The following is a 12,825-nucleotide window of genomic DNA, read 5'->3' as shown; positions in this document are numbered from 1 at the left end:
TTCGCTGCTTGGGTGATGCTTGCGCACGAATCGGACACGCGGTGCGAGACCGTTGGTCATTCGTGCGCGGAGCAGGCCGTCACGGACTTGCCTGACACAGCGTCAGCGGCATTCGCGACCGGTGGGTGGCCGTGGTGTGAAAACTGTGTGACGTCGCATCAGGAGACTGCTGTGCCGGGGGTGGCGGGTTCTCCATCGGGGTCGACGCGGTCGGGGGTGGCTTGGGTTCACGGCTCCCGGTTCGCGGTGCCAGGTCCGGACGGGGTGCTCGGCTCGGGCGGGGTGCGCGGTCCGGACGGGGTGTCCGGCTCGGGCGGGGTGCTCGGCCCGCTCTGCTCAGTCCGTCAGCAGGCGGGAGCGGGTGGACTCCAGCTCGCTGGCGAGGACCTGGCCGGCGGCGTCCGGGTTGCCCTGGTGGATGGCGCGGACGAGGGCGGCGTGCGCGTCGTAGCCCTGGTTCGGGTCCTCGGCGCGGATGTCGAACAGGCCGACGAGGGTGACCAGTCGGTCGCGCAGAACCGGGGCGAACTGGGCGAAGAGGTCGTTCAGGACGGGGTTGTGGGCGGCGGCCACGACGGCGGTGTGCAGGGCGATGTCCGCGTCCACGAAGGCGGTGTCGTCGGCCTCGCCCGCCGCGCGGCGGGCGGCGAGGGCTGCGTCGAGCGCGGCGAGGTCCGCCTCCGTGCGGCGGGTGGCGGCGAGGCGGGCGGCCTGCACCTCGACCATCGTCCGCACCTCGTAGACGTGCGCCAGCTCGGCGCGGTGCAGCCGGGCGGACCAGTCCCCGGTGGGGCGGTCGGCGGTGACGAACACCCCGGAGCCCTGGCGGCTCTGCACCATTCCGGCCGCGGCGAGCGTGCGCAACGCCTCCCGGACGGTCGAGCGGCCGACGCCCAGCTCCTTGGCCAGCGCCACCTCTCCCGGCAGCTTCCCGCCCACCGGCCACTGGCCCGTCCGGATCTGCTCCTCGATCCGCGCGGCGGCCTGTTCGGCGAGAGGGGAGGGGCGGAGCGGGGTCATCGGGTCCACCTGTCAGGTTGTCTGAGGACTTCTGTCGTGGTTACTCTACCCGGCATGCAGCCGTGGACCCTCCGCGTGGGAGGCCTTCTTCTTGGTGGCCGCAGCGGGGCATGACCGGACCGGCACCCCGCTGCGGGGCGCCGTCCTGCCGGTCACCGGTACGCGTCATGAGGAACTCGCATGATCTTCCCGACCCTGCACACCCCCGCCGGACCCGTCCCGACCGGCGCCCCCGCCTGGAACCCCCAGCGCGGCGGCGCGATGCCCTCCCACCGCTACCGTCCCGCCCACGAACGGGTCCACGTCCCCGCGCTGATGCGGCGCTGGCCCGGCCGGCGCATCGAGCGGACGCCGCTGTGGGTGCCCGTCGACCTGCGGGACGGCAACCAGGCGCTCGCCGAGCCGATGGACCCGGCACGGAAGCAGCGGATGTTCGACCTCTTCCTGGCCATGGGCTTCAAGGAGATCGAGGTCGGCTACCCCTCCGCCAGCCGGACGGACTTCGACTTCGTCCGCCGACTGGCCACCACTCCCGGAGCCGTCCCCGAGGACGTCACCGTCGTCGTCTTCACCGCCGCCCGCGCCGACCTGATCGAGCGCACCTTCGAAGCCGTCGCCGGACTGCCGCGCGTGGTCGTCCACCTCTACACCGCGACCGCGCCGCTGTGGCGGGAGGTCGTCCTCGGCAAGGACCGGGCGCAGCTGCGGGCGCTGATCACCGAGGCCGCGACGCACATGGCCCGGCTGGGGGAGGGGCGGGACGGCCTGCGGTTCCAGTTCTCGCCCGAGGTGTTCAACCTGACCGAGCCCGACTACGCCCTGGAGGTGTGCAACGGGCTCACCCGGCTCTGGGACGCGAGCCCCGACCGGCCGGTGGTCCACAACCTGCCCGCGACGGTCGAGATCGCCACACCCAACGTCTACGCCGACCAGATCGAGTACCTCGACCGGCACCTGGAGCGGCGCGACGCGGTCATCCTCTCCGTCCACCCGCACAACGACCGTGGCACGGGTGTCGCCTGCGCCGAACTCGCGGTCCTGGCCGGAGCGCAGCGGGTCGAGGGCTGCCTGTTCGGCAACGGCGAGCGCACCGGGAACGTCGACCTGGTGACCCTGGCGCTCAACCTGCACACCCAGGGCGTCGACCCGATGCTCGACCTCTCCGACATCGACGAGATCCGGCGCACCGTCGAGCACTGCAACCGGCTGCCCGTCCACGAGCGGCACCCGTACGTCGGCGACCTGGTGCACACCGCCTTCTCGGGCACCCACCAGGACGCCATCAAGAAGGGGTTCGCGCGGCACGCCGAGGCCGCCGCCGAACTGGGCGTCCCCGAGCGGGAGGCGCCCTGGTCGGTGCCGTACCTGCCGATCGACCCGGCCGACCTCGGACGCGACTACGAGGCGGTGATCCGGGTCAACAGCCAGTCCGGCAAGGGCGGGATCGCCTACCTGCTGCAGAGCGCAGAAGGACTGGAGCTGCCGAGGCGGCTGCAGATCGAGTTCGCGCGGATCGTGCAGGAGGCGACCGACGACAGCGGCAAGGAGGTGACGGGCGAGGAACTGTACGGGCTGTTCCGGGCGGAGTACCTCGATGAGAGTTCCTCATGGGCCTGGCGGGTGGGCGACGACTGGGCCGAGGTCGACGGGAAGCGGGGCACCGGCGCAGGCCCGCTGGACGCGGTCGCCGACGCGGTCGGGGTGGAGATCCTCTCCTTCAGTGAGCACGCGGTGGGCTCCGGCCCGGACGCGGTCGCGTACGTCGAGGCCCGGGCCGGGGGACCCGGCGGCCGGGTGGTGTGGGGCGCGGGGAGGGACGCGTCCGTGCTGACGGCGGGCGTACGGGCGGTGCTGAGCGCGGCGGGCCGGGCCGGTGTCGGTGCCGGTGTCGATGCCGGTGCGCGGGTGTCGGTGCGCAGGGGGAGGGGGCGGGGGGAGGCATGAGCCGGGCTCATGGACGTCGGTCATGCGTGGGGCTCATGGGCGGCGTCGGACATGAGAGGAACTCATGAGCCCGGGGCATGAGCCGCACTCATGGGGTTGGGGGTCATGAGAGAGGCTCATGAGGCTCCGTCATGAGCGGGACTCATGGGGCCGTGTCATGAGCCCGGCTCATGGGCCGCGGTCATGAGTGAACCTCAGGGCGAAATGGCATGAGCGGGACTCATGAGCGAACGGCATGATGGCCCGATGACCTCCTCTTCTCTCCCCATCCGAAGCCTCGCGGTCGCCGAGGCGTTGGCGGCGGCCGACGTCTCCGGTGAGATCGTCGTCCTGCCCGACTCCGCCCGTACGGCGGCGGAGGCTGCGGCGGCCCTCGGCTGCGAGGTCGGGGCCATCGCCAACAGCCTGGTGTTCCTGTGCGACGGTGAGCCCCTGCTGGTGATGACCAGCGGTGCCCACCGGGTCGACACCGCCTACCTGGCCGAGCAGTTGGGCACCGGTCCGATCACCCGGGCCGGTGCCGCCCAGGTCCGCGAGGCCACCGGGCAGGCCATCGGTGGCGTCGCCCCGACCGGGCACCCGGCCCCACTGCGCACGGTGGTCGACACCGCGCTGCAGCAGTACGAGGTGCTGTGGGCGGCTGCCGGGCACCCGCACACCGTCGTGCCCATGACCTACGGGGAACTGGTGCGCGTCACGGCGGGAACCCCGTCCGCCGTCGAAGCGGACGGCCCGGACGGCGGATCCGCCCCGACAGGTCCCTGACACCCCTTCCGTGCAGGGGAGTTGAAATGGTCCGCACTCTTTCCGATCCGTGATCTTCTTCGCCCCCCGTCGGCCCCCGGGGACCGGTAGCGTCAGCTGCGACCTACCGATCCCCGAGGGAGTGCGGCCATGCAGCCACTGGGTCCTGACGACCCGAGACGTTTGGGCGAGTACCGGCTGCTGCGGCAGCTCGGGGCGGGCGGAATGGGGCAGGTCTACCTGGGCCGGACCCCCGGCGGGCGGACCGTGGCGGTGAAGACCGTCCACCCCGAGCTGGCCAGGGACGAGGAGTTCCGGGCCAGGTTCCGCCAGGAGGTCGCCGCGGCCCGGCGGGTCGGCGGGGCGTGGACGGCGCCGGTCCTGGACGCCGACATCGAGGGCACCCAGCCCTGGGTCGCCACCGGTTACGTGGCCGGCCCCTCCCTCTCGACCGCCGTCCACGAGCACGGTCCGCTGCCCGAGGACACCGTGCGCCTGCTCGGCGTCGGTCTCGCCGAGGCGCTCGCCCACGTGCACGGACTCGGCCTGGTCCACCGCGACGTCAAACCGTCGAACGTGCTGCTCACCCTCGACGGCCCCCGGCTGATCGACTTCGGCATCGCCCGGGCCCTCGACTCCACTACCGGCCTCACCCAGACCGGTCATGTGATCGGCTCGCCCGGCTACATGTCCCCCGAGCAGGCCCAGGGCCGGTCCGCCGGGTCCGCCGGCGACGTGTTCTCGCTCGGCGCCGTCCTCGCGCTGGCCGCCACCGGGCGTCAGCCGTTCGGCGAGGGCGTCGGCAGTGCCGTCCTGCTCTACCGGGTGCTGCACGAGGAGCCCGACCTCCCGGGGCTCGACCAGCCGCTGCGCTCCGTCATCCTCGGCTGCCTGGCCAAGGACCCGGGCCGCCGGCCCACGCCGCAGCAACTGCGCTCGCAGCTCGACCCGGACGGCACCGCGGGCGAGCGGCTCGGGCGCAGCAGCTGGCTGCCCGCGGAGCTGTCGGCGGCGGTCGGGCGGGCGGCGGTCCAACTGCTCGACCTGGAGTCGGACACCTCGTCCGTCGTCATGACCCCTTCGGTCGCGCCACCCACCCCGACGGCACCGCCCACCCTCACGGCGCCGCCCACCCCGACGGCACCGCCCACCCCGACGGCACCACCCTCGCCGACAGCACCACCCACGCCGGTCGGGCCGCCGACCCCGACTGCACCGCCGACCCCGAGGCCGGCGCCCGCCCCGATACCGAGGCCCGCCCCGACACCGGCGCCGACACCGGCCCCGGCCCCGGCCCCGGCCCCCGTTCCGAGCGGGCACTACCGGGCGACCGTCACGCCCCCGGTCGCGCCTGGGCCCGCGCCCTCGCAGCGCGTGCCGTACGTGCACCCCGTGCCGTACACCCCCACCGGTCCCACCGGTCCGATCGCCCGCACCGGCCCGATGGCCCCCGTCACCCCCACCGCCCCGACCCGCCGGCGCGGGCGAGGCGTCCGGACGTCGGCGCTGGTGACTGCCGGGGCCGTGGTGGTGGCGCTCGCCGGCTACGGGATGGTCAAGCTGGGCGGCGGCGACAGCTCGGCCTCGACGAGCGGCGGCCGTTCGACGGCCAACTCGCCCGCCGCAGCGGCCCCGGCCGCCGGCACGACACCCCCGGCGGCCGCGCCCGGTACCGGCCGGCCCTCGCCGAAGCCTGGCGCCGACTCGCCCACCGACTCCCCCTCGGACTCCCCGTCGGGCGCCCCCTCCGACTCCCCCGAGCCGGACCAGACCGACAGATCGATGCCGCCCAGCGTCGTGCCGCAGCCCTTCCTCGGTACCTGGGAGGCTCAGCACGTGGGCAGCGACGGCAACGTGAAGCTCTCCGTACTGGTGGGCGAGAGCTGGATCGGCTACACCTTCGCCGCCATGACCAGGCTGCAGGGCACCGGTGGGTACTGCTCCGGGGCCTGGACCCTCAACGTCGCCACCAAGACCCAACTGCGCTACTCCGCCAGGCTGACCGGCAGCAGCAACATGCAGTGCGGCACCAACGGCGAGCGGGTCCTCGACCTCCAGCAGGACGGGACCCTCCGCCTGACGACCCCCGGCGGCAACGCGACGCCGATGGTGCTGCACAAGGTGAGCTGAGCCCGGGCTGCGCTCCGACGCGGGTCGAGGTCAGCGCGCGACCTCGGCCTGCGACCGGAACTTGCGCAGGTCCTCGGCGGTCTTGGCGATCTTCATGCCGGAGAGGGACTCGCTCTCGGAGTACTCGATCAGCGTGTTGACACCGATCACCACGCACTGGATCGCGCTGGACCAGTAGCTCCCGAGGACGTCGGGCTGGTCGCGCTTCGAGTACGCCGTCGCGCACTGCATGGTGCCGCCCAGCGGTCCGGGGTCGACGTCCTGGGCCGGGCCGTAGGTGGTCTGCACTCCGCTCGCCGGCTCCGAGCGCCACATCCCGGCCAGCGCCTCCCGGCGCTCGGCCTCGCTGAACGGGTGGTCCGTGCTTGCGCCGAGGGCGGTGGCGAAGTTCTCCCCGAACTGGCCGCCCACGTAGACCGTGCCGTCGATGACCGCGGACGGGTCGTCGACCTTCGCCGCTGCCCTGATCTCCGCCAGGGCGGGGAAGTCGTTGCTCCCCTTCATGCCGAGGAAGGAGGCCGGCAGCCGGATGCTCCGCAAGCCCTGCGCCGCGCCGCCGCCTCCGCCGCTGCCTCCACCGCCGTTCCCGCCTCCGCCGCTCGATCCTCCGGCCGCGTTGCCGTTCCCGCCTCCGCTGCTGCCTCCGCTCCCGCCGCTGCTTCCGCCGGACGATCCCCCACCCGTGGTGCCGCTCTCGTCGAGCGAACCCCCGCCCGCCGGTGCGGCGTTGACTCCAGAGCCGCCGTTGCCGCCGTTGGCCGTGGAGCCGGAGTCCGAGCCGGTCAGCGCGTAGGCGCCGCCGCCCACCAGCAGCGCGCCGACCACGCCGAGCGCCACCCACAGGCCGGTGCGGGAGGCTCTGGCGGGGGTGGGTGGCGGGCCGTACCCGGGCGGCATCGAGGGGTAGCCCGGCGGGGGCGGGGGAGGGGGAGGGGGAGGAAAGCCGGGCGGCGGGGGAACGTTGCGCTGCGGGTCGGCGGGCAGGCCGCCGGGCTGCTCGTGCATCGGAGAACTCCTGGACGAGTGGTGAGGCAGTGGTGGACCGTTCGTGCTGCCGTTGTGAAGAATGCCGATCCGATGCCGCGCCTGCCTAGGCCCTTCCGAGCCTGTTGCCGTTCTGTAGCACGTTGGTGGTCTTGTCAGCTCTCCGAGCCGTCCGAGCCGTCCGCGCCGTCCGAGCCGTCCGCGCCGTCCGAGCCGTCCGCGCCGTCCGAGCCCCCCGAGCGCCCCGAGCCGTCCGCGCTGTCCGAGCCGTCCGGGGGATACTGGCGCGATGCTGTTGACGTACATCGCCGAACTCGCCGACGAACCGCTGGTACTGGAGCCTGACGACCGCCCGGCGGAATGGGAGACCAACACCTGGTGGCTGAGTGCCGAGGTCGAGGACCGGCGGTCGCTGACGGTCGGTGAGGTGGTCGCCGCCTTCGCGCGGACCGCCGCGCTGCTGCGGGCGCGGGTCGACGGCCTGGGCCATGCCGGCCCGGCGACCTTCTACGTCTGGCACGACGAGCAGGCGGGTCAACTGCGCTGCTCCACCGGCTCGGTGGGTCCGGAGGAGCTGCCGTTCGGCGGCGCGTACGTGCCGGTCGACGACCTCGCGCCGATCGTCGCCGCCTTCCTCGCGGACGACGAGCCCGGCGTGATCAGGCTGACGGATGCCGCCGAGGAGGAAACCGGGGAAGAGCCGGAGATCCCGCCCTTCCCCGTCTGGGTCCGTCCGCTGGGAACCGCCGCCCCGTAGGCAGGGGGCAGGGCTCAGGACGGGTAGACGATCGAGCCCAGCGGCGGGCAGGGGATGACCAGCGTGGAGACGCCCGGACGCTCGACGAACGCCCGTGCCGCAGAGGCCTGGTGGCGGTGGGACTCCAGCTCCTCGGCACGCCAGGCGTCGCGACGGGCGCCGGCGTAGTCCCAGCTGTCGTCGATGAGGCTGAGGCTGACATTGCCGGAGCTGCGGCTCATCTCCGCCTTCATGGCGGCCCGTTGGAGGGCGGTCTGCACGGCGGCGAGTTCGACGCGGGCGATCAGAAGGCCCGGGGTGTTGGGCACCCGGGTCGGCATGGGGGCTTGGGGGAGGAGGGATACCCCGGTGTCGCGGCGGCCGATGTTGTCGACGCTCGCCTGGGTGGCGTCCCGATTCATGATCAGCATCTCCCGGTGCAGCCACTGGAGTTCGTCCATGTCCGCCAGGGTGATGCGCATGCGCTGGTACGCCGCGCGGAACCGGGGGTCCCCGTGGAGCGGTCGCAGGGGCGGCGAGTGCAGCCCCACGCAGTCGTTGTAGCCGGAGGTCACCGCGGCGTCGAGGTGGTGGAGCGCCTGGTCGACCTGTTGGTTCTTGAAGGCCAGTCCGGCCAGGCCGCTGTGGGCCGCGGCGACCAGCCAGGCGGCGTCGGGGCCGAGCGCCACGGCCCGTCCGATGACGTCGTGGAAGCCCGCGGCGATGTCGACGCCCTGCGGGGCACCCATGAAGGCCCGGGCCAGGGAGGCGAAGGCGCCCTGCCCGGGGACGGTCGGCACGGCCGGACTGCTCAGGTTCGCCACCAACAGGTCGTGGACACGGGAGGCGAGCGAGCTGACGGTGTCGACCATGGAACTCCTCGGAGCTCGGGGGAGAATGGGAAAACATCGGTGGGGTACGGGAGAGCGGGGCACGCCGAACCGGCAGCCACCACCCGGACGAGTGAGACGGCACGGTCGTGATGACGCTAGCGCCTGCGGGCCACCGGGCGGTAGCCACTTGCTCCTCGTACGACCTCTCGTGCCCCTGCCGGCTCGGCCAGCGGTCCGTTCGGTCCGCTCGGTCCGCTCGGTCCGCTTGACCTGAAGCTGACTTGAACTTCTAGGGTCGGTCCCGTCGAAGCGAACGAGCAGCCGATCTGAGAGATCGACAGGAATCCGAGGGGCCCGGCGATGGAGTACTCGCACAGTGACACCGAACTGATCAAGCAGCCCATCGGCTACTGGACGTGGGCGGCCTACAAGGCCGTCGTCAGCCGCACCCGCGGTGCTCTCGCCGAGCTCGGCACCACGCAGCCGCAGTGGTGGGTGCTCGCCCAGCTCGCCCGGGCCGAGGAGGCGCGGACCCGCGACGAGGTCTCCGGCGTCCTGCGTGACTACCTCGACACCGGGCAGGACGCCCTGGACGCCGAGATCGACGCGACCGTCGAGCGCGGCTGGGTCGCCGAGTCCGCCGGGGGCCGGCTCGGTCTCACTCCCGAGGGGCGGGAGTTCTTCGACAAGGCGGCCGCCCTCCAGGACGACCTGTGGGCCGAGCGCCACGCGGGCATCTCCGACGCGGAGTACCTGACCGCGCTCAAGGTCCTCCAGCGGTTCATCCACAACACGGGAGGGCAGGCCTGGCACCACTGAGCGCCCGAAACCGGCCGGTTCACGCCCCGAGGTGGCGCAGGACGGCCAGGATGCGGCGGTTGTGGTCGGTGGTGCGGGGCAGCTCCAGCTTGTCGAACACCGCGTTGAGGTTCTTCTCCACCGCGCTCTGCGAGATGTGCAGCCGCTAGGCGATCGCCGCGTTGGTCCAGCCCTGCGCGAGCGCCTCCAGCACGCTGCGCTCGCGCGGGGTGAGCAGGGCCGACGGGTCCGTGCGGGCGGTGCGCACCACCAGCTGCCGCACCACCTCCGGGTCGATCACCGCGCCGCCCGACGCGACCCGGACCAGCGCGTCCAGGAACTCGTCGACCTCGGCCACCCGGTCCTTGAGCAGGTACCCGACCCGCTCCGCGCCCGCGGCCAACAGCTGCGCCGCGTACCCGCGTTCGACGTGCTGGGAGAGCACCAGCACCCCCACCTCCGGCCACCGCCCGCGGATCTCCACCGCCGCCCGCAGTCCCTCGTCGGTGTGCGTCGGCGGCATCCGGATGTCCACCACCACGATGTCCGGCCGCTGCTGCGCGACCGCCTCGGTCAGGGCGGTCGCGTCGCCGACCGCCGCCAGGACCTCGTGGCCCTCCTCGGCGAGCAGCCGGACCAGACCCTCCCGCAGCAGGGTCGAGTCCTCGGCGAGGGCCACGCGCACGGCAGCTCCGCGGTGATGACGGTCGGGCCCCCGGCGGGGCTGTCGACGTGGAGGGTTCCGTCGAGGGCGGCGAGGCGGCCGCGCAGACCGGTCAGGCCGCTGCCCGCCGGGTCCGCGCCGCCGCCGCCGTCGTCCTCGACGCGGACGGTGAGCAGGGAGCCGGCGCGCCCGAGCCGGACTTCGACGGCCGAGGCGGCGGAGTGCTTGGCCGCGTTGGTGACGCACTCGGAGACCACGAAGTAGGCGGCGGTCCGGACGGGTTCGGGCAGCGGGCCCGCCAGCTCGTACCGGATCCGCAGCGGGATGGCGCAGCGCCCGGCCACCCCGTCCAGCGCCTCCTCCAGCCCGAGCGTGTCCAGCGCCGACGGGTACGCCCGCCAGGCCACCTCGCGCAGCTCGGTCAGCACCTCCTGGGCCTCCCGGTGCGCCTGGCGCAGCAGGGCGTCCGTCCGCTCCGGGTCCCGGTCGCGGTCCCGGCCGCGGCGCGCCCGGCCCAGCAGCATCGCCAGCGCCACCAGGCGCTGCTGGACGCCGTCGTGCAGGTCGCGCTCGATCCGCCGCCGCTCCGCGTCCACGGCCCGGACCACCGCGGCCCGGCTGTCGGCGAGTTCGGCGATCCGGCGGCGCAGCAGCTCGGCCTCGGAGGGGCCGAAGCACCCGCGGGCGAGCCGGGCGTCCAGCGCCGCCAGCGAGACCAGGCCCTGGACGGCCAGGAACAGCAGCACCCCGCCCAGCAGGGCCTGCGTCAGCAGCTCCTCCCAGCCGAGCGAGCCGCGCAGGATCCCCCGGACCAGCAGCCCCGCCAGGACGGCCCCGAAGCCGAGCAGCGCCAGCACCACCCCGGCGACCAGCCCGCCGCCACTGCGCACCGCGAGGTAGCGCAGCACCCTGCGGTCGTCCGCGCGGTAGTGGCGGGGGAAGCGGTCGCCGAAGAACGCGCCGCGCCGGGCCCGTTCGAGCCCGGCGAGGCGGTGCACCCCGGCCAGCAGGCTCCGGTACGCGTACGGGCGGGCGCGTGGCCAGAGCAGGAACGGACCGAGGGCGGCGCCGGTGAGGAGGAGGTGGAGCGCGGCGAGCGCGGCGGTCGCGACTCCGAGCAGGACTCCCGTGGCACGGCGCGGCCATGACGCCGTGTCCGCTGCCTGCCCGCTCATGGGCCCCGAGCTTACGGGGTGGGCGGCGAAGCCCACCGGGGCGCCCGCCGGGACGCCCGCCGGGGTGCTCACCGAGGTGCCCGCCGGGGCGTCGGCCGGGGTGCTCACCGGGTGCGGCGGTGCTGAGCGGTCCCGGCCCCGGTCCCGGCCCCGGTCCCGGCGCCGGTGCCGTTGCGCCCGCGACCACGACCGCGCCAGCGCACCGCGACGTAGACGGCGACGGCCACCACGACCAGCACCAGGACCACCTCGGACAGCAGGCCGACGTACGTCTCCACCGCGTCCCACCGGTCCCCGAGCAGGAAGCCGGCCATGACCAGCACGCCGTTCCACACCAGGCTGCCCAGTGTGGTCAGCATGACGAACGCGGGCAGCGGCATCCGCTCCACCCCCGCCGGGACGGAGATCAGACTGCGGAAGATCGGCACCATCCGGCCGAGCAGCACCGCCTTCGTCCCGTGCCGGGCGAACCACGCCTCGGTGCGCTCCAGGTCGGAGGCCTTGACCAGGGGCAGCCGGGCCCAGATCGCGTGCATCCGCTCCCGGCCGAACAGCGCGCCGAACCAGTAGAGGACGACGGCGCCGACGACCGAGCCGAGGGTCGTCCAGGTGAGCGCGGAGGCGAGGCTGATCGCGCCCTGCCCGGCGGCGAAGCCCGTCAGCGGCAGGATCACCTCACTGGGCAGCGGCGGGAACAGGTTCTCCAGCGCGATCGCCAGACCGGCGCCGGGGCCGCCCAGGGTGTCCACCAGGTCGGCCGCCCACGCGGCGAAGCCGTCGGCGGGCTGCTGGGCGATGGCAAGGACGGCGTGCGGCATGGGCGGGCTCCCGGGAGAGGTCGAGGTTGATGGCTCCCACGCTAGGAACCGCAGGTCAGTGGCGGTATGAGGGTTTCCGGCGAGCCGGTTGCGGTTTTCCGCACCCCGCCACCCTGCGGAAGGCCGCTGGCGCCCAGCCGCTTCGTCGCCGCTGCCTCCGGCGAGCCGGCACACGCCCCGGTGATCTTGGCCGCAAGGCCGTTACCTCTGCCCGGTCCGGCCCCTTGGTCGTTTACATGACACCGATAAGCGCATAGCTGTCCCGCCTCCTCTTCGGCCCCGACCGCCACCGCGTCCACGGACCCTGGCGGGCCTCCGGATGGACCGGATCGGCACCTTCCTGGGCACCGAACTCGGTCGCGGCAACGACGCCGTCGCCCTGGAGACCGTGGCCGACTACGACCGCACCGACCGCAGCTCCACCCTGCACACGCCCGGGCCGTCCGCTCGGAAGTTCATGCCGAACACCGGCCCGGCGGGCGGTCCCAAGTCCGCGGTGGTGGCCGCACGGTTGCGCGTCGACGGGCGCGACCACGGGATCTTCCTCTTCCTCGCCCCGCTCACCGACGAGGACAGCCGCCCGCTGCCCGGGATCGCCGTCCAGCCGCTGCCGCAGCGCCCCGGCAGCCCGGTCGACCACTGCCTGACCTCCTTCGACCGGGTCCGCCTGCCGTACGAGGCCCTGCTCGCCGGCGCCCACGGCCGGCTCGCCGACGACGGCACGCTCACCAGAGCCCTCGGCAGCAAGCGGAAACGATTCCTTGCCGCGAGTGGACGCCTTCGACCTGCCGGACGCCTTCTACGACCTCCGGCCCATCACCGGACCGGCGTACCAGGAGGCCTTCCTCCGGTCCGCCTGATACCGATCCACCTGACACCGGTCTCGCCTAATGGGACTCGTCGGGCCGTGAGGGAGACTACGGTCCGTAGCCGCCAGCAGGTGAGCACTGCTATCGCCCGAGCCGTATGAGCTCTGGTG

10 protein-coding genes and 2 pseudogenes are annotated in these 12,825 nt (G+C 73.7%); 6 read left to right on the top strand and 6 right to left on the bottom strand.

Features of this window, described 5'->3' with window-relative positions; translation table 11 throughout:
• Positions 1 to 336: 336 nt before the first annotated feature.
• Positions 337 to 1,020, bottom strand: coding sequence for a FadR/GntR family transcriptional regulator (locus ACZ3TI_RS22395; RefSeq protein ID WP_465728793.1), 684 nt, complete (start codon positions 1,018 to 1,020; stop codon positions 337 to 339).
• Between the two features lie 180 nt (positions 1,021 to 1,200).
• Between ACZ3TI_RS22395 and ACZ3TI_RS22390 the strand changes: the two genes are divergently transcribed.
• The 3 genes from ACZ3TI_RS22390 (at position 1,201) to ACZ3TI_RS22380 (ending at position 5,838) form a co-directional block, all read left to right on the top strand.
• Positions 1,201 to 2,964 (top strand): 2-isopropylmalate synthase, encoded by a 1,764-nt coding sequence (locus ACZ3TI_RS22390; protein ID WP_465728791.1) that lies wholly within the window; start codon positions 1,201 to 1,203, stop codon positions 2,962 to 2,964.
• Between the two features lie 246 nt (positions 2,965 to 3,210).
• Positions 3,211 to 3,729 carry a YbaK/EbsC family protein gene (locus tag ACZ3TI_RS22385; protein WP_465728789.1) on the top strand — a complete coding sequence of 173 codons (519 nt, stop codon included), beginning with the start codon at positions 3,211 to 3,213 and terminating at the stop codon, positions 3,727 to 3,729.
• A 129-nt stretch (positions 3,730 to 3,858) separates the two neighbouring features.
• Positions 3,859 to 5,838 carry a serine/threonine-protein kinase gene (locus ACZ3TI_RS22380; protein WP_465728787.1) on the top strand — a complete coding sequence of 660 codons (1,980 nt, stop codon included), beginning with the start codon at positions 3,859 to 3,861 and terminating at the stop codon, positions 5,836 to 5,838.
• 30 nt (positions 5,839 to 5,868) lie between these two features.
• Here the strand turns inward: ACZ3TI_RS22380 and ACZ3TI_RS22375 are convergent, their stop codons facing one another.
• On the bottom strand, positions 5,869 to 6,843 hold the full coding sequence (locus ACZ3TI_RS22375) for a hypothetical protein (RefSeq protein WP_465728785.1): 975 nt from the start codon (positions 6,841 to 6,843) through the stop codon (positions 5,869 to 5,871).
• A gap of 268 nt (positions 6,844 to 7,111) precedes the next feature.
• On the opposite strand from ACZ3TI_RS22375, the gene ACZ3TI_RS22370 reads away from it, so the two are divergent.
• Positions 7,112 to 7,579, top strand: a complete 468-nt coding sequence (locus ACZ3TI_RS22370; protein ID WP_465728783.1) for a hypothetical protein — start codon at positions 7,112 to 7,114, stop codon at positions 7,577 to 7,579.
• A 14-nt stretch (positions 7,580 to 7,593) separates the two neighbouring features.
• Here the strand turns inward: ACZ3TI_RS22370 and ACZ3TI_RS22365 are convergent, their stop codons facing one another.
• On the bottom strand, positions 7,594 to 8,430 hold the full coding sequence (locus ACZ3TI_RS22365) for a hypothetical protein (protein WP_465728781.1): 837 nt from the start codon (positions 8,428 to 8,430) through the stop codon (positions 7,594 to 7,596).
• 321 nt (positions 8,431 to 8,751) lie between these two features.
• On the opposite strand from ACZ3TI_RS22365, the gene ACZ3TI_RS22360 reads away from it, so the two are divergent.
• Positions 8,752 to 9,210 carry a MarR family winged helix-turn-helix transcriptional regulator gene (locus tag ACZ3TI_RS22360; protein ID WP_465728779.1) on the top strand — a complete coding sequence of 153 codons (459 nt, stop codon included), beginning with the start codon at positions 8,752 to 8,754 and terminating at the stop codon, positions 9,208 to 9,210.
• 19 nt (positions 9,211 to 9,229) lie between these two features.
• Here ACZ3TI_RS22360 and ACZ3TI_RS22355 read toward each other — a convergent pair.
• The 3 genes and pseudogenes from ACZ3TI_RS22355 to ACZ3TI_RS22345 form a co-directional block, all read right to left on the bottom strand.
• Positions 9,230 to 9,874, bottom strand: a pseudogene (locus ACZ3TI_RS22355) (response regulator).
• On the bottom strand, positions 9,763 to 11,028 hold the full coding sequence (locus ACZ3TI_RS22350; RefSeq protein ID WP_465728777.1) for a sensor histidine kinase: 1,266 nt from the start codon (positions 11,026 to 11,028) through the stop codon (positions 9,763 to 9,765). The pseudogene ACZ3TI_RS22355 and the gene ACZ3TI_RS22350 overlap by 112 nt, the downstream one beginning before the upstream one ends.
• A gap of 104 nt (positions 11,029 to 11,132) precedes the next feature.
• The gene (locus tag ACZ3TI_RS22345) at positions 11,133 to 11,846 is read right to left on the bottom strand and encodes a DedA family protein (RefSeq protein WP_465728775.1); all 714 of its coding nucleotides are present in this window, start codon (positions 11,844 to 11,846) and stop codon (positions 11,133 to 11,135) included.
• Positions 11,847 to 12,159: 313 nt separating this feature from the next.
• On the opposite strand from ACZ3TI_RS22345, the pseudogene ACZ3TI_RS22340 reads away from it, so the two are divergent.
• A pseudogene (locus tag ACZ3TI_RS22340) lies at positions 12,160 to 12,627 on the top strand (acyl-CoA dehydrogenase family protein); the annotation flags it as partial.
• Between the last annotated feature and the right edge of the window lie 198 nt (positions 12,628 to 12,825).

Source organism: Kitasatospora sp. NPDC023120, assembly GCF_055560835.1.
This window is presented reverse-complemented; position numbering and strand designations above follow the sequence as displayed.